The organism is Plantactinospora sp. GCM10030261 (genome assembly GCF_042666615.1).
Classification (GTDB): Bacteria; Actinomycetota; Actinomycetes; order Mycobacteriales; family Micromonosporaceae; genus KBS50.
The window spans coordinates 76,309-99,993 of the sequence record NZ_JBHTDD010000024.1 but is presented as its reverse complement, the minus strand read 5'-3'; the positions used below and the strand labels follow the sequence as shown (position 1 = coordinate 99,993).

General features: G+C 70.9%; 16 protein-coding genes and 1 pseudogene. 10 read left to right on the top strand and 7 right to left on the bottom strand.

Annotation, left to right across the window (positions count from 1 at the left end; genetic code table 11):
* Positions 1-3: 3 nt before the first annotated feature.
* From ACFQUZ_RS24630 to ACFQUZ_RS24605, 6 genes are all read left to right on the top strand, one after another.
* The gene (locus ACFQUZ_RS24630) at positions 4-654 is read left to right on the top strand and encodes a hypothetical protein (RefSeq protein ID WP_377446228.1); all 651 of its coding nucleotides are present in this window, start codon (positions 4-6) and stop codon (positions 652-654) included.
* A 147-nt stretch (positions 655-801) separates the two neighbouring features.
* On the top strand, positions 802-1,740 hold the full coding sequence (locus ACFQUZ_RS24625) for an ABC transporter ATP-binding protein (protein WP_377446226.1): 939 nt from the start codon (positions 802-804) through the stop codon (positions 1,738-1,740).
* Entirely contained in the window at positions 1,737-2,552 is an 816-nt protein-coding gene (locus ACFQUZ_RS24620) for an ABC transporter permease (RefSeq protein WP_377446224.1), read from the top strand. Before ACFQUZ_RS24625 ends, ACFQUZ_RS24620 begins: the two co-directional genes overlap by 4 nt.
* A 222-nt stretch (positions 2,553-2,774) precedes the next feature.
* Positions 2,775-6,572, top strand: coding sequence for a multifunctional oxoglutarate decarboxylase/oxoglutarate dehydrogenase thiamine pyrophosphate-binding subunit/dihydrolipoyllysine-residue succinyltransferase subunit (locus ACFQUZ_RS24615; protein WP_377446223.1), 3,798 nt, complete (start codon positions 2,775-2,777; stop codon positions 6,570-6,572).
* A gap of 122 nt (positions 6,573-6,694) precedes the next feature.
* Positions 6,695-6,889, top strand: coding sequence for a DUF6104 family protein (locus ACFQUZ_RS24610; RefSeq protein ID WP_377446222.1), 195 nt, complete (start codon positions 6,695-6,697; stop codon positions 6,887-6,889).
* Positions 6,890-6,992: 103 nt separating this feature from the next.
* Entirely contained in the window at positions 6,993-8,024 is a 1,032-nt protein-coding gene (locus ACFQUZ_RS24605) for a glycoside hydrolase family 6 protein (protein ID WP_377446221.1), read from the top strand.
* Positions 8,025-8,063: 39 nt separating this feature from the next.
* Here the strand turns inward: ACFQUZ_RS24605 and ACFQUZ_RS24600 are convergent, their stop codons facing one another.
* Entirely contained in the window at positions 8,064-8,669 is a 606-nt protein-coding gene (locus ACFQUZ_RS24600) for a class I SAM-dependent methyltransferase (RefSeq protein WP_377446220.1), read from the bottom strand.
* 164 nt (positions 8,670-8,833) lie between these two features.
* Positions 8,834-11,074, bottom strand: a complete 2,241-nt coding sequence (locus tag ACFQUZ_RS24595; RefSeq protein WP_377446218.1) for a heavy metal translocating P-type ATPase — start codon at positions 11,072-11,074, stop codon at positions 8,834-8,836.
* A 241-nt stretch (positions 11,075-11,315) separates the two neighbouring features.
* Between ACFQUZ_RS24595 and ACFQUZ_RS24590 the strand changes: the two genes are divergently transcribed.
* On the top strand, positions 11,316-13,295 hold the full coding sequence (locus ACFQUZ_RS24590) for a cytochrome c oxidase assembly protein (RefSeq protein WP_377446216.1): 1,980 nt from the start codon (positions 11,316-11,318) through the stop codon (positions 13,293-13,295).
* Between the two features lie 36 nt (positions 13,296-13,331).
* Here the strand turns inward: ACFQUZ_RS24590 and ACFQUZ_RS24585 are convergent, their stop codons facing one another.
* From ACFQUZ_RS24585 to ACFQUZ_RS24575, 3 genes are read right to left on the bottom strand one after another with little or no spacing between them, the layout of a single operon-like run.
* Positions 13,332-14,120, bottom strand: coding sequence for an ABC transporter ATP-binding protein (locus ACFQUZ_RS24585; RefSeq protein ID WP_377446215.1), 789 nt, complete (start codon positions 14,118-14,120; stop codon positions 13,332-13,334).
* On the bottom strand, positions 14,117-15,211 hold the full coding sequence (locus tag ACFQUZ_RS24580) for a FecCD family ABC transporter permease (protein WP_377446214.1): 1,095 nt from the start codon (positions 15,209-15,211) through the stop codon (positions 14,117-14,119). The genes ACFQUZ_RS24585 and ACFQUZ_RS24580 overlap by 4 nt, the downstream gene beginning before the upstream one ends.
* Positions 15,208-16,128 (bottom strand): ABC transporter substrate-binding protein, encoded by a 921-nt coding sequence (locus ACFQUZ_RS24575; RefSeq protein ID WP_377446212.1) that lies wholly within the window; start codon positions 16,126-16,128, stop codon positions 15,208-15,210. The genes ACFQUZ_RS24580 and ACFQUZ_RS24575 overlap by 4 nt, the downstream gene beginning before the upstream one ends.
* A 234-nt stretch (positions 16,129-16,362) precedes the next feature.
* Here ACFQUZ_RS24575 and ACFQUZ_RS24570 point away from each other — a divergent pair, with 234 nt between their 5' ends.
* Together ACFQUZ_RS24570 and ACFQUZ_RS24565 are read left to right on the top strand one after the other, a co-directional pair.
* Complete coding sequence (locus ACFQUZ_RS24570; RefSeq protein WP_377446211.1) at positions 16,363-17,319, top strand: GlxA family transcriptional regulator; 957 nt, start codon at positions 16,363-16,365, stop codon at positions 17,317-17,319.
* Between the two features lie 33 nt (positions 17,320-17,352).
* Positions 17,353-18,087, top strand: a complete 735-nt coding sequence (locus tag ACFQUZ_RS24565; RefSeq protein ID WP_377446210.1) for a DJ-1/PfpI family protein — start codon at positions 17,353-17,355, stop codon at positions 18,085-18,087.
* A gap of 19 nt (positions 18,088-18,106) precedes the next feature.
* Here ACFQUZ_RS24565 and ACFQUZ_RS24560 read toward each other — a convergent pair whose 3' ends face one another.
* On the bottom strand, positions 18,107-20,347 hold the full coding sequence (locus ACFQUZ_RS24560; RefSeq protein ID WP_377446208.1) for a bifunctional polysaccharide deacetylase/glycosyltransferase family 2 protein: 2,241 nt from the start codon (positions 20,345-20,347) through the stop codon (positions 18,107-18,109).
* 502 nt (positions 20,348-20,849) lie between these two features.
* Positions 20,850-21,404, bottom strand: a complete 555-nt coding sequence (locus ACFQUZ_RS24555) for a hypothetical protein (RefSeq protein ID WP_377446207.1) — start codon at positions 21,402-21,404, stop codon at positions 20,850-20,852.
* Between the two features lie 169 nt (positions 21,405-21,573).
* On the opposite strand from ACFQUZ_RS24555, the pseudogene pta reads away from it, so the two are divergent.
* Positions 21,574-23,628 (top strand): annotated as a pseudogene (pta, locus tag ACFQUZ_RS24550) (phosphate acetyltransferase); the annotation flags it as partial.
* Positions 23,629-23,685 lie beyond the last annotated feature (57 nt).

Here is a 23,685-nt window from a genome sequence, read left to right as displayed (position 1 = left end):
CCGATGTTGATCCCCACCCGCTTCAACGGACCGCCCGGCTCGGCCAACGGCGGCTGGTCGGCGGGCCTGTTCGCCACGACGCTTGTCGGCGCCGGTCCGGCGGAGGTAACTCTGCGCCGGCCACCGCCACTGGCGGTGACGCTGAGTGTCGACGGATCGATCGTTCGGGACCCCGCCGGGGAGGCGATCGCGGAGGTACGGCCGGTCGACGCGTTCGCCTCGGAGGCGGTCCCGCCGGTCGACCGGTCCACCGCGGCAACCGCCGCGACGGGCTACCCGGGCTTCACCGAACATCCGTTTCCCACCTGCTACGTCTGCGGTCCGGACCACCCCGCGGGGCTGCGGATCTTCCCGGGCGGACTGCCGGACGGCCGGACCGCCGCGCCGTTCACCGTTCCGGACGACGTCTCGCCCGCCACGATCTGGGCCGCCCTGGACTGTCCCGGCGGATGGGCCGTGATCGGGGCGGGTCGGCCGTACGTGCTGGGTAGGATCGCGGCAGCGGTCGTTGCGATGCCCGCCCCCGGCGAGGAATGCGTGGTGGTCGGCCGGTTGAACGCCGCCGAAGGCCGCAAGGCCCAGGTCCGCACCAGCCTGTACGGGCCGGCGGGGGCCTTGCTCGGGTACGCGCGAGCCACCTGGATCGCGATCTGAGCTGGCAGTTTCGTCCCCGAGCAGGAGCGTCCTCGTGCTGAGGAAGGAGGCCGTGTCGGTCCCCGTCCTGATTGACCGGCGCCGGACAACCAGTCACGCTGTGCGACGGCGTTGCCGCCGGGGCGGCGCCGACACGGGAGGAGTGAGATGACCGACGGGCAGCGAAGCCCCACGAGCGAAGACGGCAGGATCATCGTGTCCGGCCTGACGAAGCACTACAAGACCGTCAGGGCCGTTGACAATCTGTCGTTCGTAGTAGAACCCGGCCGGGTGACCGGGTTCCTGGGGCCCAACGGCGCCGGTAAGACCACCACCCTCCGGATGCTTCTCAACCTGGTCACCCCCACCGCGGGTACGGCGACGATCGGCGGCCACCGGTATGCCGACCTGACCGACCCGCTGCGCCAGGTGGGTGCCGTTCTGGAGGCGTCCAGCGCGCACCGCGGCCGGACCGGGATCAACCATCTGCGGGTGATCGCCGCCGCCGCGGGTCTGCCCAGGTCGCGGGCCGACGAGGCGCTGGAGATGGTGGGCCTGACCCCGGCCGCGAAACGCAAGTTCAAGGGCTACTCGCTGGGCATGAAGCAGCGGCTCGGGATCGCCGCGGCGATGCTCGGCGATCCGCGGGTGCTGATCCTGGACGAGCCGGCGAACGGCCTCGACCCGGAGGGCATCCGGTGGATGCGCGGCTTCCTCAAGTCCCTGGCCGCCGAGGGCCGGACGGTGCTGGTCTCCAGCCACCTGCTGTCCGAGATGCAACTGCTCGCCGACGACGTCGTGATCATCGCGGCCGGCAAGCTGGTCCGGCAGGGTCCGGTGGGCGAGGTGGTCGGATCCATGACGCACAGCGCCCGGGTCCGGGTCCGCACGCCGCAGGCTGACGTGCTGGCCGGCGCCCTGGCCGGCGACGGTGTGGTCATCGACAAGGCCGACGGGGGTGTGCTGATGGTCGCCGGAATGGACGCGCCGGCGGTCGGCCGGGCGGCCCTGGCCTCGCAGGTCGAGTTGCACGAGCTGACCACGGAGCGCCCCGACCTCGAGGGTGTCTTCCTGGAGCTGACGTCCGGAAAGGCGGGAATCCGATGAAGTTGATCCGGGCCGAGCTGCTCAAGATCCGTTCGACCAGCACCTGGTGGATCTTCGCGCTGATCGCGCTCCCGCTGTGGGGCATCACCCTGCTCTTCAACTGGGTGCAGACCAACTTCCTGCTCAACCCGCCGGAGAACCTGCCACCCGACCAGTCGGGTGAGTTCGCCGCCGCGCAGGATCTGCAGAACATCGCGGCGAACCTCTACACCAACGGTCAACTGCTGGGGCTGCTGGTCGTCACCCTGCTCGGGGTCATCGTGGTGACGAACGAGTTCTTCCACCAGACCGCGACGACGACCTTCCTGACGACGCCGCACCGCACCGCGGTGATCGTCGCGAAGCTGGTCGCCGCATCGCTGCTGGGCGTGCTCTTCTGGCTCATCACCTCGGCGCTCAACCTGGTGGTCACCCCGCTGATCCTGGCCGACGTGGGAGCCCAGCTCGGCGAGGCATTCGTCTGGCGGGCGATCGGCCTCAACGGGCTCGCGTACCTGCTGTTCGCGATCTTCGGGGTCGGATTCGGCATCCTGATCCGCAGTCAGATCGGGGCCACCGTCACGGTCATGCTGCTCTATCTGGGTGGCTACATCGGTGCGCTGATCTTCCTCGGTGTGTTCGCCAACCGCTTCGGTGATTGGATCAACAACCTGGCTGTGATCGTTCCCTCGCTGGCCTCGCAGTTGATGGTCGCCGGCACGGAGTTGCCCGGTAACCCGCCGCGGTGGGTCGGCGCGGTCGTACTCGTCGGGTACGCGGCGGTGGCCGGCACGATCGGCACCCTGCTGACCCGCCGGCGCGACATCTCCTGACGTCATCGGCGCCGGCGCGGCCCCATGGGGTCGTGCCGGCGACGTCCGACGGTCGGCGAACTGCCGCCGGTTAACTCGTAGGCGTTGTGAAAACCGACACGGCCTCGATGCGGAAATGCTGCCGTTTACCGTACGGCGTAGCCTAGAACGGGTCGTCGGAGTCCGCCGCAGGGGCGGCAGACCCGCGAGAGACAAACCGCGTGAAAGAGGCGATTACAGGCCGTGTCGACCCAGCAGACTTCGCAGGAGAACCCACTGGCGGGCTTCGGTCCGAACGAGTGGATCGTCGAGGAGATGTACCAGCGATACCTCGCCGACCCCACCAGCGTCGATTCGGCCTGGCACGACTTCTTCGCGGACTACCGTCCGGTCTCGTCGGGCCCGGGGCCGGCGGCCGGCACCGCCGCGGACACCGACAAGGCCGCGGACGCGGGGAAGGCCCCGGACACCGGCAAGCCGGCCGCCGAGCAGGGCGACAGCAACGGCGCGGCACCGGCCCGGCCCGCCGCGAAGCCGCAGCCGGCGAACGACAAGCCGAACGCGAAGTCCGGGTCCGGCGCGGCCGCCCCGGCCAAGCAGGGTGCCCCGGCCAAGCCGGCCGCGAAGCCGGCGGCCAAGACCGCCGCCAAGCCGGCCGAGTCGGGCAAGGCGGCCCAGTCGGCCGCCCCCGCGGACGGGGCGAAGACGGTCCCGCTACGCGGCGTGGCCGCGCGGATCGTCCAGAACATGGACGCATCGCTCAGCGTGCCGACCGCGACAAGCGTCCGCGCGGTCCCCGCCAAGCTGCTTGTGGACAACCGCATTGTGATCAACAACCACCTGGCCCGCGGTCGCGGCGGCAAGGTGAGCTTCACGCACCTCATCGGGTACGCGATGGTCCGGGCGCTGGCCACCCGGCCGGAGATGAACTACTCGTACGCCGCCGCGGACGGCAAGCCCACGGTGGTCCAGCCCGAGCACGTCAACCTCGGCATCGCGATCGACCTGGTCAAGCCGGACGGGTCACGGAGCCTGGTGGTGCCGTCGATCAAGGGCTGCGAGCGGATGGACTTCCGCCAGTTCTGGCAGGCGTACGAGGACGTCGTGCGGCGGGCCCGGCGCAACGAGCTGACCATGGAGGACTACTCCGGCACGACGATCTCGCTGACCAATCCGGGCGGCATCGGCACCGTGCACTCGCAGCCGCGGCTGATGGCCGGCCAGGGCACGATCATCGGGGTCGGCGCGATGGAGTACCCGGCGCCGTACGCCGGGATGTCCGAGGAGACCCTCGCCGACCTCGCGGTCAGCAAGGTCATCACGCTGACGAGCACCTACGACCACCGCATCATCCAAGGCGCCCAGTCCGGCGAGTTCCTCAAGGTGATGCACGAGCTGATGCTCGGTGAGCACGGGTTCTACGACCAGATCTTCACTTCGCTGCGCATCCCGTACGAGCCGGTGCGCTGGATGCGGGACGTCGCGGTCAACTCCGAGGGCCAGATCAACAAGACCGCCCGGGTGCACGAGCTGATCCACGCGTACCGGGTGCGTGGTCACCTCATGGCGGACACCGATCCGCTCGAGTTCAAGATCCGTAAGCACCCGGACCTGGACGTCCTTCAGCACGGGCTGACCCTGTGGGACCTCGACCGGAAGTTCCCGGTGGCCGGCTTCGCCGGCAAGCAGCGGATGAAGCTGCGCGAGGTCCTCGGCGTGCTGCGCGACTCGTACTGCCGCCGGGTCGGCGTGGAGTACATGCACATCCAGGACCCGGAGGAGCGGCGCTGGATCCAGGAACGGATCGAACTCAAGTACGAGAAGCCCACGGCCGACGAGCAGAAGCACGTGCTCAACCGGCTGAACGCGGCCGAGGCGTTCGAGACGTTCCTGCAGACCAAGTACGTCGGGCAGAAGCGGTTCTCGCTGGAGGGTGGCGAGTCGCTCATCCCGCTGCTCAGCGAGGTGCTGGAGTCGTCGGCGGAGGCCGACCTGGACGAGGTCGTCATCGGCATGGCGCACCGCGGTCGACTCAACGTGCTGGCCAACATCGTCGGCAAGCCGTACGAGAAGATCTTCTCGGAGTTCGAGGGGCACCTCGACCCGCGGTCGACGCAGGGCTCCGGCGACGTGAAGTACCACCTGGGCCAGGCCGGTAAGTTCACCACGCCGGACGGTGAGCACTCGATCAAGGTGTCGGTGACCGCGAACCCGTCCCACCTGGAGGCGGTCGACCCGGTGATGGAGGGCATCGTCCGGGCCAAGCAGGACCGGATCGACCTCAAGCTGGAGGGCTACACCGTGCTGCCGGTGGCGGTGCACGGTGACGCGGCCTTCGCCGGTCAGGGCGTGGTGGCCGAGACGCTCAACCTGTCCCAGCTGCGCGGTTACCGGACCGGCGGCACGGTGCACGTGGTGGTCAACAACCAGGTGGGCTTCACCACCGCGCCGCAGCACTCCCGGTCCAGCCTGTACAGCACGGACGTGGCCCGGATGATCCAGGCGCCGATCTTCCACGTGAACGGCGACGACCCGGAGGCCGTGGTCCGGGTGGCCCGACTGGCCTTCGAGTACCGCCAGGCGTTCAACAAGGACGTGGTGATCGACCTGGTCTGCTACCGCCGGCGCGGGCACAACGAGGGCGACGACCCGTCGATGACGAACCCGGAGATGTACAAGATCATTGACTCGAAGCGCTCGGTGCGCAAGCTCTACACCGAGGAGTTGATCGGTCGTGGGGACATCACCCTGGAGGACGCCGAGGAACTGCTGCGCGACTTCCAGGCGCAGCTGGAACGGGTGTTCAAGGCAACCCGGGACGCCGCGTCGAACGCGAAGCCGGGCAACCGGCCACGCCGCCAGCCGGAGCCGGAGCCCGAGGTGGAGACCGCCACCGACGCCTCGGTGGTCCGCCGCGTCGGCGAGGCGCACGTCGCGCTGCCGGACGGCTTCACCGCGCACAAGCGGGTCCGGCAGTTGCTCGACAAGCGGGCCAAGATGACGGTCGAGGGCAACATCGACTGGGCCCTTGGCGAGATCATCGCGTTCGGCTCGCTGCTCGCCGACGGGATCACCGTCCGGCTGGCCGGGCAGGACTCCCGCCGCGGCACGTTCGTTCAGCGCCACTCGGTGATCGTCGACGCGAACACCGGTGACGAGCACATCCCGCTTAACGAGCTGGCCGGTGACCGGAGCCGGTTCTTCGTGCACGACTCGCTGCTCAGCGAGTACGCCGCGATGGGCTTCGAGTACGGCTACTCGGTGGAGAACATCGAGGCGCTGGTCTGCTGGGAGGCGCAGTTCGGTGACTTCGTCAACGGCGCCCAGTCGGTGATCGACGAGTTCATCTCGTCCGGCGAGGTGAAGTGGGGACAGCCGTCCGCGGTGACCCTGCTGCTACCGCACGGCCACGAGGGCCAGGGACCGGACCACACCTCCGGCCGTCCGGAACGGTTCCTGCAGATGTGCGCCGAGGACAACATGCGGGTAGCCAACGCGACCACCCCGGCGAACTACTTCCATCTGCTCCGCCGGCAGGCGCTGTCGCCGAAGCGCAAGCCGTTGGTGGTCTTCACACCGAAGTCGCTGCTGCGGCACCGGTTGGTGGTCTCCAGCGTGGAGGACTTCACCACCGGTACCTTCCAGCCGGTCCTGTCGGACAACGAGGTGCGGCCGGAGCAGGTGAAGCGGGTGCTGCTCTGCTCGGGGAAGATCTACTACGACCTGTTCCAGGCTCGGGCCGACCGGAAGATCACGGACACGGCGCTGGTGCGGATGGAGCAGCTCTACCCACTGCCGGTGGAAGAACTGCGGGCGGCGCTCGGGGCGTACCCGAACGCCGAGGACTTCGCCTGGGTGCAGGAGGAGCCGGCCAACCAGGGGGCCTGGTCGTTCGTGGCGCTCAACCTGCTGGAGCATCTGGAGGGCGTACGCCTGCGGCGGATCTCCCGGCCGGCCGCCGCCGCTCCGGCCGTGGGCTCGGCCAAGACCCACGAGGCCGAGCAGACCGCCCTCATAGAGGCCGCCCTCCCCCACCCCTAACCCCCTAACCCCTTACCCCCGAACCCCCGTCGATCTAGGGCAGATGGTCGTGATTGGAGATCAATCCACAACCATCTGCCCTAGATCGCGGCAGACCACCCGCCGCCGAGGTGTGGCCCGGGATGAGAGCGAGCGACATGTACTTCACCGACCGGGGCATCGAGGAGTTGGTGCAGCGACGCGGCGATGAGACCGTCACCCTGGAGTGGTTGGGCGAGCGGCTGCGGGACTTCGTCGACCTCAACCCGGAGTTCGAGACGCCGGTCGAGCGGTTCGCCACCTGGCTGGCTCGCATCGACGACGAGGACGAGGACTGACCGCGTGGCCCATGCGCCCCGTGCGACCCGGTCCGCACGGGCCGGCCCGTCCGACCGCGCGGCCCGCTCCGACCGCAAGACGCCCACCGTCCGGTCCGACCGGATGACGCGCGTCGCCCGGCTCGCCGCGGCGGTGTGCGTGGCCGCGCTCCTGGCCGGCTGCGGCGCCGACCCGGAACCTGCCGGACCGCCCGTCGGGCAGCCCACCTCCACGGCGGCGCCTCCGGCCCCACCCCCGATCTTCTACGTCGACCCGGACGGTGCCGCGGCGCGACAGGTCGATGAGTGGCAGCGCGCGGGACGTGCCGCCGACGCCGATCTGCTGCTCCGGATCAGCACCCGGCCGAGCGCCACCTGGCTGGTCGGCGGTCCCGACCCGGTGACCGAGCGGGTCGACGGCCTGCTAACCCGGGCCACCGTCGCCGGGCAGATTCCGGTGCTGGTGGTGCACAACCTGCCGGGCCGGGACTGCGGCCACCGTGGCTCCGGCGGCGCCCGCGACGCCGGGGAATACCAGCGGTGGATCCGGGACGTGGCCCGGGGCGTCGAGGGTCGGACCGTCACGGTGATCCTCGAACCCGGCGGCGTGCCGGACGCGGTGGACCGGTGCGTGAAGGATGTCTCCGAGCGGCTCAGCCTGCTCGAGGACGCGGTGACCGTGCTCAAGAGCACCGGGCGGGCCAGGGTCTACCTGGACGCCGGGCATCCGCGGTGGATCAAGGACACCGCGAAGCTGGCGTCGACGCTGCGCCGCGCGGGTGTCGCCGAGGCCGACGGCTTCGCCCTCAACGTCGCGGACTTCATCCGTACCGAGGACAACGTCCGGTACGGTCACCGGCTCTCGGACGCCCTCGGTGGCAGCACCCGGTTCGTGGTCGACACGAGCCGTAACGGCAATGGGCCGGTCGCCGGGGACAGCGTCAACGGAGCCCCGAGCTGGTGCAACCCGCCGGGCCGGGCGCTCGGCGCGGAACCCACCGAGGCTCCTGGCCCGGACCGGGTGGACGCCCTGCTCTGGGTGAAGTATCCGGGCGAGTCGGACGGCGCGTGCCGGCCGGGCGAGCCGGAACACGGCGTCTGGTGGCCCGAATACGCCCTCGACCTGGCCCGGAACGCGGACCACAAGGCCGCTTAGCGGGCGTCGACCCCACCGGACCGGCGGGGCTCGGGCGGGTCAGCCGACCGGCTTCCGCAGCACGGTCACCGCGAAGTCCGCGTCGTCCCGCCACGGGCGCAGATCCCAGCTGGAGAAGCGGTGCTCCCGACGCAGCTGGGCCGCCGACGCGTCGGCGTCGAACTCGGTGAGTGGGTAGCCGCGACCGGTGCCGAAGCCGACCACCACCACCCCGTCCGGACGGACGTGCGCCGCGATCCGGCTCAACACCGCCGATTCGGTGCCCGGAGCGACGAATGCCATCACGTTGCCGGCGCACACGGCCGCGTCGAACGGCTCCGACTCACCGTGGGCGGCGAGGTCCAGCTCCGCGAGATCCCCCACCAGCCAACGCGGCCCGGGGTAATCGGCACGGGCCGCCTCGACGAGCGCCGGGTCGGCGTCCACCCCGACGACGCGGTGGCCACGGGCGGCGAGCGCGGCGCCCACCCGCCCGGTGCCGCATCCGGCGTCCAGGATCCGCGCCCCCGGCGGCACCATCGCGTCCAGCAGCCGCGCCTCGCCGGCCAGGTCCGCACCCTCGGCGGCGAGCCGGCGGAAACGGTCGATGTACCAATCCGAGTGCCCTGGCTTGGTGTCGGTCACCCAGCGCGTCGGCTTGCCCATGTCGCCACGGTAACCGCTGCTCCCTGGCCAGGTGCCAGCAGGGAATGACGGCCACCGGGCCGGACGGTCAGCCGCGGTGCCACGAACAGCGCTGGGGCCATCGCCAACCGGTGGACAGATCGACCCGTTCGCTGGAGCGCTCGCGGACCGCGTTCGGCGCCGCATCACGGCATCGGGTGGTCGCGCAGCCGGAGGCTGTTCGAGACGACCAGCAGTGATGACAGTGCCATGGCGGCGCTGGATATCAGCGGATTGAGCAGACCCGCCGCGGCGACCGGGATGGCCGCGACGTTGTACCCGAACGCCCACCACAGGTTCCCCCGGATGGTGGCGAGGGTGCGTCGGGCCAGGTCCACGGCGACGGGCACCACGCGCAGATCGTCGCGGACGAGGATGATGTCCGCCGCCGCTATCGCCACGTCCGTGCCGTACGCCATGGCCATGCCGAGGTCGGCGGTGGCCAGTGCCGGCGCGTCGTTCACTCCGTCACCGACCATCGCCACCACCGCGCCGTCGCGGCGCAGTTCCTCGATGACCCGGGCCTTGTCGGCCGGCATGACCTCGGCGATGACGTCGTCGACGCCGATCTCGGCGCCGACCGCCGTCGCGGCGGCCTTGTTGTCGCCGGTGAGCAGGATGGTGCGTAGCCCGGCGGCACGCAGGCGGGTGACCGCGGCGGCCGCGGTGGGTTTGACGGTGTCGGTCACCGCGAGAGCGCCCGCTACCCGGCCAGCGACCGTCACGACCACGACGGTGTAACCCATGCGCTCCCAGGCGGCCCGCGCGTCCGCGAGTCCCGGTGGGGACTCGACCCCAGCGCTCGCCACCAGCCGGGGCGAGCCCACGAGCACCGGTAGTCCGTGGACCAGCCCGGCGGCGCCCAGTCCCGGCAGCGTCCGGAAGTCGTCAACCGCCGGCAGTTTACCGACCTCCGCCTGGGCGTACCGGGCCACCGCCCGGGCGACGAGGTGTTCGGCGGCGTGTTCGACGGCACCGGCCCTTGCCAGCAGCAGGGCGCGGTCACCGCCGTCGGCGAGCCAGCAGTCGGCTACCCGCATTCGGCCGGTGGTGACGGTTCCGGTCTTGTCGAGGACGACCGTGTCGATCGCCCTCGCCGTTTCGATCGCGTGCTGCCCTTTGATGAAGATGCCCAGTTGGGCGCCCCGGCCGGACGCGGCAAGCAACGCCGTCGGGGTGGCGAGCCCCAGCGCACAGGGGCAGGCGATGATCAGTACGGCCAGCGCCGCGCTGATCACTCGTTCCACCTCAGCGCCCGCGAGTGACCACGCGACACCCGTGGCGATGGCGAGGCCGATCACCACCGGCACGAAGACGGACGAGACGCGGTCCGCGACCCGCTGCGCCCGTGCCTTGTCGGTCTGGGCGCGGTCGACGAGGCGGACCAGTCGCGCCAGTTGGGTGTCGGCGCCGACCCGGACCGCGCGGACGACCAGGCGCCCCGTCAGCACCGTCGTCGCCCCGGTGACCAGCTGGCCGGGTCCGACCTCGGCCGGATTGGCTTCCCCCGTCATGGCGCTGGTGTCGATCGAACTCGTGCCACTGACGACGACACCGTCGGTGGCGATCATCTCACCGGGCCTGACGACGATGTGGTCGCCGACGGTCAACTCCGCTGCGGGGATCTGCGTTTCGATTCCCGCCCTGGTGACGGTCGCGTGCTTGGCGCCGAGCTTGGCCAGGGCACGGAGGGCGTCACCGGCGGCGCGCTTGGCCTTCGCCTCGAAGTAACGTCCGGCCAACACGAAGATCACCACGCCGGCCGCGACCTCGAAGTAGACCGAACCCCCTGGACGGAATATCAGCGCCCACCCGTCAGGTGACTCGCTTGCCGAATCGCCGCGGACAAGGACCGTGTACGCCGACCAGACCGTCGCTGCCACCACGCCGAGCGAGACGAGGGTGTCCATGGAACTGCCGCCGTGTCGCGCGGCCACGATCGCCTTGCGGTGGATCGGCCAGGAACACCAGGTGACCACCGGGAGCGTCAACGCCAGCAGCACCAGTTGCCAGGCCGGAAAGCGCAGTGACGGGACCAGGACGAGTGTGATCGACAGATCGGCGAGCGGGACTCCCACCAGCAACGCGACGGCGAGGCGACGCCACAGGTGGCGGACGCGCTCGTCGTCGTCGGCCTGCGGGGGCTGGCCACTCTCGACGACGGATGCGGTGTACCCCGCCTTCTCGACCCGCGTGATCAGTTCGGTTACCGGCACCGGCCGTGCCATCCGGACGGTGGCGCGGTCGGTGGCGAGGTTCACCGACGCCGAAACCCCGTCGAGCTTGCCCAGCTGACGCTCGATACGGGTCGCGCAAGCCGCACAGGTCATCCCGCTGATGCTCAGTTCGACGGTGGCGGTTGCACCCAAAGCCTGCGAGGTCGTCATCACCGATGTAGTCGTCGCCCACCGGGGCGAAAGTTCCCGGCGGGCTTCTCGACGAGATGACGGACGGGCTCCCGGCCGCGAACTCCGTCCAGCACGTTCCCGGCGGCGCGTCCGGCCGCCGGGCTGGAACTTCCGACCCACCCGGACCGACCAAATCGTCGTGTGGTTAACAGTCTTCGGCAGGCGCGGCGGCCCGCAGGGTCGGGCGACCGGCGGGGAGTCAGGGTGGCTCGCCAGCCAGATGCGTCGGAGGGCCACCCTGCTGATCGCCGCCGGCTTGGCCGTTGCCGTGCTGGTCCTCGTCGTCCAGTCACTGGTCGTGGGACAACCGTACGCGGTGCTCGGTGTCGGCGACGCGGGCTGGCCGGTCCGGCTCGCTACGCCACTGGTCCGACTGCTGACCACCGTCAGCGCGACCGTGTGTGTCGGTTCGCTGGTGTTCGCGACCTTTCTCACCCGGCCGCAGCCCTCGGGTGTCGTCGCGCCCGCCGGTTACGCCGCCCTACGTACGGCGGCCCGGGCGGCGGCGGTATGGGCGACGGCGGCGCTGGTCATGGTGCCGCTCGACGCGGCGGACAAGGCCGGCGTCACGCTCGACCGGGCCGTCGAGCCGGGCGGACTTGTCGTCCTGGTCGACGCGATCGAGGCGCCGAAGGCGTGGCTGACCACTGCGGGATGTGCCGCGGTCGTGGCGGTGGGATGCTGGCGCACACTCCGGTGGTCGGCTGGCGCCGGCCTCACCCTGCTGGCGGTCCTGGCTCTCGTGCCACCGCTCGTGGTCGGTCACGCCGCGTCGGAGGAGGGGCACGACATCGCCACGGCCGCCCTGTTGATCCATGTGCCCGCTGCCGCTGTCTGGATCGGCACCCTCGTCGCGGTGTCGCGGGCGCGCCACGACGGGCTTACCGACGACGTGTGGCGGCGCTATCGCCGGCTTGCCGCCCGGTGCGCCGTCGTCGTCGGTGCCTCCGGACTCGTCGAGGCCGCGGTCCTCGCGGCGGACGCCACGGCGGTGACCACGGGGTACGGCACCCTACTGGTCGTCAAGGTGGTGGCGTTCATCATCCTTGGGCTGGTGCTGGTCTCGCTCGCTGGCCGGATCGCCGGGCGGTACGGGGTCGGTGTGCGGGCGCGGGCCAGGATGGTGGCCGGTGAACTCGTCCTCGGCTTGGTGGCGTACGGGCTGTCTGTGGCGCTGACGCGGGTCCCGGCGCCGAAGCTCCTGGTCGGGCAGGCGACCGGGCACGAGACGCTGATCGGATACAACCTCACGGTGCCACCGACACCGCTGAACCTGCTGACCGAGTGGCGCCCGGAGGTGCTGTACACCTCGCTCGCCGCGGTCCTCGCCGTCGCCTACCTGGCCCTGGTACGCCGGGTACGGGCGGCGGGACGGGTCTGGCCACGGGGCCGCACCGTCGCCTGGTGCGGCGGTTGCCTGGTGCTGCTCGTCGCGACATCCTCCGGCCTCGGCCGGTACGCGCCCGGGATGTTCAGCCTGCAGACTGTCTCGCACATGGTGCTCGGCATGCTGGTGCCGGTGCTGCTGGTCCTTGCCGCGCCGTTCACGCTGGCCGCCGCGGCGCTGCCGCCCGCGTCCACCGACCGCCTGCCGGGAGCCGGCGATTGGGTGGAGTGGCTGCGCGCCTGTTCCGTGGCCCGGGTGCTGACCCACCCCTTCGTCGGCACGATCATCTTCAGCGGTGCCCCCTTCCTGGTCTACTTCACCAGCCTCTTCGAGATCAGCATTCGTTATCACTGGGCGCACGTGGCGGTCCACGGCGTGTTCCTGGTGATCGGGTTCGGTTTCGCCTGGTTGGTGGTCGGCGTAGACCAGTTGCCCCGGGTTGCTCCTGGCCTGTCCCGGCTGGGTGCCCTGATGACGGCGATGCCGTTGTGCGTCGCGTTCGGCGCGGCCATCCTGGGCAGTGCCGACATCCTCGGCAACGGGTTCGCCAGCGGCAACCTCTACACGGCGCTCGACCTGCCGTGGGTGCGTGACCTCGCCGCGGATCAACGCCTCGGGGGTTATCTCGCGCTGGCGATCGGTGAGGCGTGCATGCTGTTGATGCTCGTCATCCTCGTCGTCCGGTGGGGCGGCATGGAGAGGCGTCAGATCGATATCTGCGAGCCAGCCGGTTTCGGCGACGTGGTGGACGACGACCTGACGCGCGTCCGGCGGCCGGATGCCGCCGCAACGCCGTCTCAGCCAACCCGGTGACGCGACCCGGGGGCACGGATCAGGGTCGCTCCCGGGTCACGGGCGCGCACTGGGCACGTGCCTCGGCCGGAGCCGGAACCAGGGGCGTCCGGGGTCGTCCGGATCCTGGTGGACGGTCGCGTCCACCCCGAAGACGTCGCGGATCGTGGCCGTGGTCAACACCTCGCCGGGTGCGCCGACCGAGATGGCCAGGCCGGCGTTGAGCATGACGACGGTGTCGGCGTACGCGGCGGCGATGTCGAGACTGTGTAGCGCGGCGATCACGGTGAGCCGTTGCTGACGGATCAGCGCGAGCAGTTCCAGTTGATGCCGTATGTCCAGGTGGTTGGTTGGTTCGTCGAGAACGAGGAGGCGCGGCTGTTGGGCCAGCGCGCGAGCCAGCAGCACCCGCTGACGTTCCCCGCCGGACAGGTCGCCCATCCGCCGCGCGGCGAAGTCCGTGAGACCGGTCCGGTGCAGTGCCTCCGCGACGGCGGACCGGTCGGTCGCGGTGAACCTGTCGAGGAAGCCCAGGTGCGGGGTGCGACCCATGGCGACCGTGTCGGCGACGGTGAACTCGAAGCCGCTGTGTTGCTCCTGCGTGAGCACGCCGGTGTGCCGCGCGGCCTCGACGGCGGGCATCCGCCACAGGTCACGACCGTCGAGCCGGACGCTGCCACTGTCGGGACGCTGAGCCCGGTAGATCGTCCGCAACAGCGTGGACTTGCCGCTGCCGTTGGGGCCGATCAGCGCCGTGAAATGACCGGGTCGGACGGTCAGCGACACCTGGTCCAGCACCCGTCGACGGCCGAGGGCCACCGAGACGTTGTCCACATCGAGTTTCATCGGGCTCCTTCCGAGGCCAGACCGCGAGCGTGCATCACGAACAGGAAGAACGGCACGCCGAGAAACGCGGTGAGGATGCCGATGGGCAGCTCGGCGGGTGAGATGAGGATCCGGGCGGCGACGTCGGACCAGAGCATGAAGATGCCGCCGAGCAACACCGTGACGGGAAGCATCCGACGGTGGTCGGCCCCGACAAGCATCCGTGCCAGGTGCGGCACGATCAGGCCGACGAATCCGATTCCGCCGGACACGGCGACCACCGTGCCGGTCAGCAACGTGGCCAGGATCAGCAGTTGCCGACGCAGGTTGCTGGCGTTGACACCGAGCGCCGCACTCGCCTCGTCGCCGAGCACCAGCACATTGAGCCGGCGGGCGCGCAGTATCAGCAGGGCCGCGCTGGTCACGACGACCGCGGCGGGCACCGGCAGGGACGCCCACTGGGCGCCGGACAGCCCGCCGAGCAACCAGAAGATGATCTGTTGCTGGGCCGCCGAGTTGTCGGTGCGGGCGAGCAGGAACGATGTGATGCCGGCGAAGAGGTGCCCGCAGGCGACGCCCACCAGGACCAGGCGTATGGGTAGTAGGCGACCGCGGCTACGGGCCATGGCGAGTACGACGACCATCGCCCCGGCGGCACCGGCGAAGGCCGCCGTGGGCAGCGTCGCGACGCCGAGCAGGGCGGTACCGGTGGTCAGGACGAGTACCGCCCCGACCGAGGCGCCGGAGGAGAGACCGAGCAGGTACGGATCGGCGACGGGATTGCGGACGACACCCTGCACGACGGTGCCGGCGAGGGCCAGACCGGCACCGACGACCAGACCGAGCAGCACCCGGGGGAAGCGCAGGCGCCAGATGATGATGTCGCTGGTGGCCGCTGTGTCGCCGCCGCCGCTCAGGTGGTGGACGAGGATGCGGCCTACCTCGCTCGCCGGGACACGGACCGGACCGAGTCCGGTGGCGGCGAGCACCGACACCGTCACGCCGATCACCAGTACGCCGACGAGCAGCGGATAGGACGCCGAGGTGACCCGTGCCCACCTGCCGCTTCGCGCCTCGCCGATGGCCGGTGGCCGGTCCCGGGTCGTGGTCATGACCCGTTTCCGGGCAGCCGGTTGGCCAGGTCCTCAAGGGCGTCCAGGTTTAGTGGCGTGGGGAAGGAGACCAGGTACTGGGAGGTCGAGAGGATCCGCCCCTGCCGGGCGGCGCTCGTGGTGGCCAGCAGCGGATTGGCCCTGACCTGTTCGACGAGGTCCGGTCCGCTCGGGGTGATGAAGGCGTAGTCGGTGATGACCCAGATGACCTGCGGGTCCCGACGCACGATCTCCTCCGGCGAGATGTCGGCGTGCATGGCGGTGCCGTCGGTGAAGATGTTCTGGCCGCCCGCCAGAGTGATCAAGGCATGCGCGATGGTCGCGGTGCCGGAGGTCTTGGTCGGCTGTCCCGCCGTGGGGTTGTTCTGCACGACCAGCACCCGAGGCTTGGGTCCCGGAGCGGTTCGCGCCGCCACGGCGCGCTCCCGTTCCTGAAGCTCGTCGATGAGCCGCTCGGCTCGGTCCGGCACCCGGAACACCGTGCCGAGGGCGCGCAGGAAGTCGTACGTGGGTGCCAGATCGACAAGCGGCCGCCCGGAAGCACCGTTGGTGGCGTCCCCGCCGCCGCCGGGCAGGCAGGCGGCCAGCCCGACCGTGCCCATGGCGGTCAGATCGCTGTCCTTGGGGCTGCCCGGGGGGCCGCCGAAGGCGGAGAATCCCGTAAGCACGAGATCGGGGCGCTGCGCCGCGACGATCTCGGTCACCGGCACCCGCTCCGACAACACCGGCACCTTGCTCAGTTCGCGCCGGTACGGGTCGGTGTCCGCCGTGAAGGGAGCGGGATACCCGGTACCGACGATCCGGTCCGTCAAACCGAGACGGGCCATCACCTGCGCCGCATACCCGTCCAAGGTCACCACTCGCTCGGGTGTCTCGGCGACAGTGATGGCGTTCCCGTCGCATCTTTCGACGGTCACGGAGCCGGATGTGGCCGGCCCGGAACCGGTGGTTGACGCACAACCGACAAGGGCGCCAAGCATCGGGCCGAGCAGGACAAGCAGGGCGGTCCGGGGAGCGGGACGGCGGGATGTCATCACGTCCGAACTAGTCGCCGATCCGACGGTCGTGGTTCCGGGTCGGCGCGCGCATGTCCCGATCTGTGGGCCGCGTGTCCTTGCGGACCTGTCCGAGGTCAGCCAACACTGGCAGGCATGGCCGCAGGGGGTGATCGTGACGTGGTCGTCGTGGTGTACGACGACGTCGTCCTGCTCGACCTGTCTGGCCCGGTCCAGGTGTTCCACGCCGCCGGCGGCTATCGCGTACGACTCGCGTCACCGGGCGGTGGCCCGGTCACCAGCAACGTCGGGATACCGCTCGGTGGCGGCCTGGACCTGGCGGCAATCGACAATCCGATCCACACCCTCCTCGTCCCCGGATTCCCGCCACACCGTCAACCCACCCTCCGCACCGTTGCCGAGCAGGTCCGGCGCCTCGACCCGCTGGCGCAGCGAGTGGTCTCCGTCTGCACCGGGGCGCTCGTGCTGGCCGAGGCCGGCCTGCTGGCCGGACGGCAGGCCACCACCCACTGGGCGGCCTGCGCCGACCTGGCGGACCGTTTCCCGGACGTCTCCGTACGGCCGAACGCCATCCATGTCCGGGATGGACGGTTCCACACCTCGGCCGGGGTGACCGCCGGCATCGACCTGGCGCTCGCCCTCGTCGCGGCGGACCACGGGCCCGAGGCCGCCAGGATGGTGGCCCGATGGCTGGTCACCTTCTTCCAACGTCCTGGCGGCCAGGCCCAGTTCAGCATCCGGACAGCTGCGGGCGCGCCGCGTCGGTGGCCGCTGCGGCGCGTCGTCGACGCCGTGCGGGCGGACCCGGCGGGCGATCACAACGTGACCACGATGGCGGGACTGGCCGCCGTCAGTCCGCGCCACCTGACGCGGCTGTTCCGTGCCGAGATGGGGACCACACCTGCCCAGTACGTCGAACGGGTCCGTGTCGAGACGGCACAGGGCCTGTTGGAGACGAGCGACCTGGGGGTCGAGGTCATCGCCCGCCGGTGCGGCTTCGGTTCCTCCGAAACCATGCGCCGGGCCTTCCTCGACGATCTCGACATTACGCCCACCGCGTACCGGCAACGCTTCCGCTCGTCGTCTGCCTGATCGACCGGGTGCACACCACTACGAAAGGCGATCGTGACCACCACTGACGTAACCCCCACCGAGCCATCGAGTGCGGCCGGCGGGGCCGGGCGGCCACTCGACGTCGCCTTCCTCGTCTTCGAATCGATGACCGCTCTCGACTTTGTCGGCCCGTGGGACACGATCGCCATCGGCGCGAAGGTGAGCCGGCGACCCGTACGGCTTCATCTGGTGAGCGCCGATCCCGGACCGGTGACCTGCGACAGCGGCCTTCAGGTGGTGCCGACCGCCACGCTGGAGCAGGTGCGGAGGTGTGACGTCCTGGTCGTCCCCGGCACCGGGCGGCCGAGTCGGCCGATGAGCGACAGCCGCCTCGTTGACTGGCTGCGAGCCACCCATCCGCACGCGACCTGGACGATGTCCGTCTGCACCGGCGCCCTCCTGCTCGCCCAGGCGGGCCTGCTGCGGGGCCGTGCGGCCACCACCTCCTGGCAGTATCTCGACGACCTCGCGGCGTTCGGCGCGCTGCCCCGCGACAAGCGATGGGTCCGCGACGGCAATGTTCTGACCAGCGCCGGGGTGTCCGCCGGCATCGACGCCGCACACGTCCTCGTCGAGGCGTTATGGGGCGAATCGACGGTTGCGAGCACCCAGGCCGTCCTGGAGTACGATCCGGCGCCGCCGTTCGACTACGGGTCGATCGACAAGCTCCCACCGGAGGCCGCCTCCGCGCTGCGCGCCGTGTTCGAGACCGAACGCGACGCCGTCCGCCGACTTGCCTCCCGATAGCGGGTGGCGCTGCCGGCCGTCAGGGGCCGACCCGCACCGGTTGCGCCTCGTCCCGGACCGGTGACACCAGCCCCGTCCGGCGCAGCTTCTGCCAGCCCAACCGGCCGCCGGTCAGCGCGGTGACCACCGACTGGAGCAGGACCAGGTACATCAGTTGCCGGTAGACGAATTGCTGGAGGGGCAGTACCCAGAGCACCCCCAGCCGTTCCCGGTCCAACCGGAACGCGACGATCGCCGTGACGAACTGCAACCCGAGCATCGCCAACCAGGCGACCGCCGTCTCGGTGCGGTCGAGGAACAGCAGGCCGTACAGGGCAAGCAGATCGATCACCGGGGCGCTGAGCGGCAGCACCACCCCGAACACGGTCAGGAAGGCCAGGCAGCGGCGGCTGTAACGGCCGGACGCGCCCCGGTCGAACACCGACCGGCGGTGCTTCCACATCGCCTGCATGGTCCCGTAACTCCACCGGTACCGCTGCTTCCACAACTGGCCGAGCGTGGCCGGCGCCTCGGTCCAGGCTCGGGCGGTCTCCTCGTACACCACGTGCCAGCCGGCCCGGCCCAGCGCCATCGTGATGTCCGTGTCCTCGGCCAGCGTCTCGTCGGTCATCCCGCCGGCATAGCCGAGCGCCTGCCGACGGAACGCCCCGATCGCCCCGGGTACGGTCGGCATGCAGCGCAGCGTCTCGTACAGCCGGCGGTCCAGGTTGAAGCCGATGACGTACTCGATGTGCTGCCACTTGGCGATCAGCCCGCGCCGGTTGCCCACCTTGACGTTGCCGGCGACCGCGCCCACCCGCGGATCGGCGAACGGCTGGACCAGCCGCCGCACCGAATCGGGTTCGAAGACCGTGTCCCCGTCCACCATGACGATCAGGTCGTGCCGGGCCAGGGCGACGCCGGTGTTGAGGGCGCTCGACTTGCCGCCGTTCGGCTTGCGGACGACCCGGACGTTGCGCAGGCCGAGCGCGTCCACGATGTCGGCGGTGCCGTCCGTCGAGCCGTCGTCCACCACCACGACCTCGATGCCGCCCGGGTGGTCACCGCCCGCGAGCGAGCGCACGGCCGCGGCGATGCCTTCCTTCTCGTTGTACGCGGGGACGACCACCGACACGGGCTGGGTCACCGGCGGTCCCCACGACCAGTCCGTGCGCCGGCGTCGCCGGGCATGCCGCAGGGCGAGCAGGAACAGCAGGCCGGCACGGGCGATGGTGAGCGCCCCGACGACCAGGAACAGCACGCCGAAAACGGAGAACATGGCGTCCGCCCCGCGTACCGCCCACACCAGCACGGCGCCCCGCCAGCGTTCGCCGGGCGACGCCGCCACCTTGCCGGGGACCGCGACTCCGGAGTCGGCAAGCGTGAGGTTCAGCCCTTCGGTCACCGTGGTGAACCGGTAGCCGCGCGCCTTCATGAGCGGGATGAACCGGTCCAGCGCGAGGACCGTGTCGGACCGGTCACCGCCGGCGTCGTGCCACAGCGCGATGGCGCCCGCGTACCCCGCCGGGGTGGAGTTGGCGATCATCTTGTCCACGCCGGGGCGGGCCCAGTCCTGGCTGTCGACGTCGTTGACCACCGCGACATAGCCCAGTTCACCGGCTTGGCGCAGCAGGGGCCAGTCCCGGTCGGTGTAGGCGTCCGCCCGGGAGGAGTACGGGAAGCGCAGCAGGGCGGTCCGGGTGCCGGTGGCGTTGGCGATCGCGAGTTGGGTCTGCGCGTACTCCAGCCGGCGCCGCCAACCGGGCAGCGTGGCCTGATCGGCGTGTGTGAACGTGTGCACACCGAGTTCGTGACCGGCGGCCACCATCTCCCGTACCAGCCCGGGATACCGGGTCACCTGGCTGCCCACCACGAAGAAGGTGCCGTTCACCTGGTGCTTCTCAAGCACCCGCAGCACCTCCGCCGTCCAGCGCGGATCCGGGCCGTCGTCGAAGGTCAGGGCGATGGTCCGGGGCGGCAGGCGGTGCGACTGGGTACGCCCGTCGGCGCCCACCTTGGTGATCGGCCCACCCTCCAGCACCTCCCGGGGCACCATCTGCTGCCCCGCCGGGGTCGACCGGTGATCGGGCACGAACGCCGAGTTCGCGTACGCCTCGACGAAGAGCAGACCGCCGAGCAGCACGAAGACCATCGCGAACACGGTCCATGCCGGCCGGGGCACGATGCGCCGGCCGGTCCACCGGACGGCACGGGGCAGCGGCGGGATCCTGCCATCCGCGGACGGCCCACGCGGCTGACTGCCGGGGCCGTGGTCAGTCACCGATCGAGTCCTCCCCTGTCGGTTCGGTGGACGGTGGCGGATCCGTCGCGGTGGACGGTTCGACGGACGGCGTGCTCGGAGCGGGCGGAGGGCTGGTGGGGGGCGTCGCGGTCCGCGACGTACTAGGCGTGGGCGACGCGGAGGAGCGCGTGGGAGAGGGATCGGCGCCCCCGGCGCGCACGGTCGACGGGGCCGGCGCGGTGGGCCGGGGAGGCGCTGGCGAGGTGGCCGGCGTCGAGGTGATCGAAGGTTCGACGGGCGGTGCCGATGGCGCCCGCCATGGTTCCTCGGTGGCTTCGACGAACGGGACGATGCTGTCCGGACGGATCGGCCCTCCCGCGAAGCTCACACCAACCAGCAGGGTGTAACCCACCCCGGCCGCACCGAAGACGTACGCGAGGCGGCGCAGCCACCGGCTTCGGCGACCGCTCGGGTCCACGAAGACCGGCGGCGGCTCATGTACCGCGGGAATGACATCGGTTGGTCCATCCACGGGACGAGTCTAGTTGCGGGAAGCTCTCACCTTCTCCTCCGTGTGGCCCGTCTGACATGCGGAAACAGGCGACCCGCCACCGATGGAACGAGTGGTCTCCGCTTTCGCGCCACGTCCGACCCACAGCGCCGCGGCGATATAGATGACCTGCTCCGGGATCCGCTGCCAGAGCGGTGCGGCCGGCTCGCCGGCAAGGGTGACGCCGGCGATGGCCGCGTGGATGTTTGCTGGTAGCAGGGCGACGAACAGCAACGCCAGGCAGTAGCCGGCCGCGCGGCGGGTCCGCGAGATGATCAGCCCCAGGGCCCCGAGGAGCTCCAGGACGCCGGTGAGGTAGACCGCCGCCGACGGGAACGGCACCGCGGGAGGCACCATCTGGACCAGGTCGTCATGGGTGGGCATGACCGTAACGCCGGCCGGGACGAAGTGCGCGCTCGCGGTCATGCAGAGCATGACCGCGAGTGCGTGCGCCGCGGCGCTGCGCCAGGCGGCGAACCGGCGTACGCCGAGTGCCCCAAGGCCACGGAACCCCAGCAGCGCGACGAGGAAGACAGGTAGTACCACGGGAACTCCAAATCTAGTCACTGCCAAGTTAACCGTCACGGTATGTCCGGACACGCATCTTGTCAATGGCAAGTTAGCCGGGCTGGGGACCCGGGCGATCCGCGGCCGGAACCGGGCAACAGCCGCCAGCTGGACGGCACCCGGGAGATCGTTCTTGTAGGTTGATCCGGTGGCCGGCAGTGTCTACCTCACCAGCGTCCGCTCCGGTGGGGGCAAATCGACTATCGCGTTGGGGCTCGCCGAACTCCTGTCCCGGCAGGTGCACCGAATCGGCACCTTCCGGCCGCTGGTGGACGACGCCGAACCCGACCCGATCCTCGCGCTCCTGATCGAGCGGTACCGGATCGACATCCCCCCGAGTGACCTCACGGGTGCGACGTACGCCGAGGCCAGCGCACTCGTCGCGGACGGGCGCCGGGAGGAACTCATCTCCCGGATCGTCGAGCGCTACCGCAGGGTCGAACGGCGCTGCTCCGCCATGGTGGTGGTGGGCAGCGACTTCGTCGACGGGGACGGCGCGGGTCCGCGCGAGCTGGCCTTCAACGCCCGGCTGGCGACCCACTTCGGCAGCGTGGTGGTGCCGGTGGTGGACGGCTCCGGACAGCCGGCGGCGGCGATCGAGGCGGCCGCCCTCGGGGCGTACCACGATCTGGAAGATCTGGGGGCGACGGTGCTCGCGGTGATCGCCAACCGGGTCCCGGAGCCGATGGCCCTGCCCGAACTGCCGGTGCCCGCGTACGCGATTCCGGAGGTGCCCACCGTGTCGGCGCCGACAGTGGCCGAGGTGGCCGCAGCGCTCGGCGCCACCCGGCTGACCGGCGACGACGCCGCCCTCGGCCGGGACGTACTGGACTTCGTCGTCGGGGCGGCACACGTGCCGACGCTCCTCGACCACCTGCGGGACGGCAGCCTCATGATCACACCTGGGGACCGGGCGGACCTGCTGCTGGCCGCCGGCGCCGCGCACGTCGCCGGGCTGGCGTCGCTGGCCGGCGTCGTGCTCACCCTCGGCGAGCCGCCGGACCCGCGGGTGATGCGGCTTGTCGACCGGTTGGGCACCGGGCTGGCGGTGCTGTCGGTGGACCTGGACAGCTACGACACGGTCGCCGCGTCGAACCGCATCGAGGGCCGGCCCAGCGCCGCCAACCCGCGCAAGGTGGAGGCGGCGCTCGGCGCGTTCGAGACGAACGTGGACACCGACGAGCTGGCCCGGCGGCTGCGGGTCACCCGATCGGCCCGGGTCACCCCGCTGATGTTCGAGTACGACCTGATCGACCGGGCCCGGGGACAGCGTCGGCGGGTGGTGCTTCCGGAGGGGACCGACGAGCGGATCCTGCGCGCCAGCGAGATCCTGCTCCGCCGCGGTGTCGCCGACCTGACGCTGCTCGGCAATCCCGACGAGGTGGCCCGCCGGGCGCGCGAACTGGGCGTCGACGTGACCGGTGCCGCCGTGCTGGACCCGGCCACCAGCGACCGGCGGGAGCAGTTCGCCGCCGAGTACGCCCGGCTCCGGCAGCGCAAGGGGATCAGCCTCGACCACGCCCGGGATGTCGTCACCGATCCCAACTACTTCGGCACGATGATGGTGCACGGCGGGCTGGCCGACGGGATGGTGTCCGGGGCCACCCGCAGCACCGCGGCCACCATCCGGCCGGCGTTCGAGGTGATCCGCACCGTACCGGGGGTGTCGGTCGCCTCCAGCGTCTTCTTCATGCTGCTCGCCGACCGGGTGCTGGTGTACGGCGACTGCGCGATCAACCCCGACCCGGACGCGGACCAACTCGCCGACATCGCCATCTCGTCGGCGGAGACGGCCGCCCGGTTCGGCGTCGAACCCCGGATCGCGATGCTGTCGTACTCGACGGGATCCTCCGGTGCCGGAGCCGACGTCGAGAAGGTCGCCGCGGCCACGGCCCGCGTCCAGGACCGCCGGCCGGACCTGCTGGTCGAGGGCCCCATCCAGTACGACGCGGCGATCGACCCGCGGGTGGCGGCCACCAAGCTCCCCGACAGCGCGGTAGCGGGCCGGGCGACCGTGTTCATCTTCCCGGACCTGAACACCGGCAACAACACGTACAAGGCGGTGCAGCGCTCGGCCGGGGCGGTGGCGGTCGGTCCGGTGCTGCAGGGCCTGCGCCGGCCGGTCAACGACCTGTCCCGGGGGGCTACGGTGCCGGACATCGTCAACACCGTGGCGATCACCGCGATCCAGGCGGCGGGCGACGAGCCGACGGCGGCCGGCGACGAGCCGACGGCGGCCGGCGACGGGCCGGCGGTCGGT

Excerpts from the sequence above, each read along its gene's own strand:
- ACFQUZ_RS24600 (WP_377446220.1), bottom strand. The coding sequence starts at position 8,669 with ATGGGCAAGCCGACGCGCTGGGTGACCGACACCAAGCCAGGGCACTCG.
- ACFQUZ_RS24605 (WP_377446221.1), top strand. The coding sequence starts at position 6,993 with ATGACGCGCGTCGCCCGGCTCGCCGCGGCGGTGTGCGTGGCCGCGCTC.
- ACFQUZ_RS24570 (WP_377446211.1), top strand. The coding sequence starts at position 16,363 with ATGGCCGCAGGGGGTGATCGTGACGTGGTCGTCGTGGTGTACGACGAC.
- ACFQUZ_RS24625 (WP_377446226.1), top strand. The coding sequence starts at position 802 with ATGACCGACGGGCAGCGAAGCCCCACGAGCGAAGACGGCAGGATCATC.
- ACFQUZ_RS24585 (WP_377446215.1), bottom strand. The coding sequence starts at position 14,120 with ATGAAACTCGATGTGGACAACGTCTCGGTGGCCCTCGGCCGTCGACGG.
- ACFQUZ_RS24590 (WP_377446216.1), top strand. The coding sequence starts at position 11,316 with ATGCGTCGGAGGGCCACCCTGCTGATCGCCGCCGGCTTGGCCGTTGCC.
- ACFQUZ_RS24610 (WP_377446222.1), top strand. The coding sequence starts at position 6,695 with ATGAGAGCGAGCGACATGTACTTCACCGACCGGGGCATCGAGGAGTTG.
- ACFQUZ_RS24620 (WP_377446224.1), top strand. The coding sequence starts at position 1,737 with ATGAAGTTGATCCGGGCCGAGCTGCTCAAGATCCGTTCGACCAGCACC.
- ACFQUZ_RS24580 (WP_377446214.1), bottom strand. The coding sequence starts at position 15,211 with ATGACCACGACCCGGGACCGGCCACCGGCCATCGGCGAGGCGCGAAGC.
- ACFQUZ_RS24595 (WP_377446218.1), bottom strand. The coding sequence starts at position 11,074 with ATGACGACCTCGCAGGCTTTGGGTGCAACCGCCACCGTCGAACTGAGC.
- ACFQUZ_RS24630 (WP_377446228.1), top strand. The coding sequence starts at position 4 with ATGTTGATCCCCACCCGCTTCAACGGACCGCCCGGCTCGGCCAACGGC.